This window comes from Verminephrobacter aporrectodeae subsp. tuberculatae At4, assembly GCF_000193225.1.
Taxonomy (GTDB): domain Bacteria; phylum Pseudomonadota; class Gammaproteobacteria; order Burkholderiales; family Burkholderiaceae_C; genus Acidovorax; species Acidovorax aporrectodeae.
In genome coordinates this window covers 1-871 of sequence record NZ_AFAL01000870.1, presented here as the reverse complement: position 1 = coordinate 871, position 871 = coordinate 1, and the positions used below count along the sequence as shown (strand labels likewise).

At 66.8% G+C, this 871-nt stretch carries 1 protein-coding gene; it reads left to right on the top strand.

Annotation, left to right across the window (positions count from 1 at the left end; genetic code table 11):
- Positions 1 to 10: 10 nt before the first annotated feature.
- Positions 11 to 871: SwmB domain-containing protein (locus VTU_RS29665; protein WP_265597363.1), on the top strand; the 861-nt coding region annotated here is incomplete at its 3' end.

Here is an 871-nt window from a genome sequence, read left to right as displayed (position 1 = left end):
CAGCCGCGCCGTGGCCTACAGCGAGACGGTGAACGTCAGCTACACCAAACCCACGACCGGCGCCGTGGTGCAGGACGCTGCCGGCAACGCCGCAGCCAACTTCAGCAGCCAGGCCGCGATCAACAACACACAGGACACCACGCCCCCGGTGTTCAGCAGCGCCACGGTCACCGACAACCTGCTGGTGATCAGCTACACCGAAGCCAACCACCTGGACGCGGCAGCACTCACGGGAAACGCGGGCTTTACGGTGAGCAGCACCGCGGGCACGGCCATTACCGTGAGCAGCGCCCGCGTGAACACAACGGCCAAGACCGTCACCCTGACGCTGAACCGCGCCGTGGCCAATAGCGAGACGGTGAACGTCAGCTACACCAAACCCGCGAGCGGCAATGGGATACGGGATACCGCCGGCAACGACGCAGCAAGCTTCAGCGAAAAGGTCGTGGCCCACGGCACGCCGACGCCGACGCCAACGGACACCACACCCCCGTCGCTGGACAGCGCCACGGTCAACGGCAACCAGCTGGTGCTCACGTACACCGAAGCGGGCACCCTGGACGTGGCCGCGCTCGCGGGCAATGCAGGCTTTACGGTCGGCAGCAGCAACACGCGGGCCATCACCGTCACCGGCGCCGTGGTGGACGCGACGACCAAGACCGTCACGCTGACATTGAGCCGCGCCGTGACCTACAGGGAGACGGTGGAGGTCAGCTACACCAAACCCCCGACCGGCCATGGGGTGCAGGACGCTGCCGGCAACTCTGCAGCGGACTTCAGCCTCTGGCATGTGCGCAACAACACGCCGGTGCCAGCAGACACCACGCCCCCGGTGCTCAGCAGCGCCACGGTCAACGGCAACCAGTTGGTG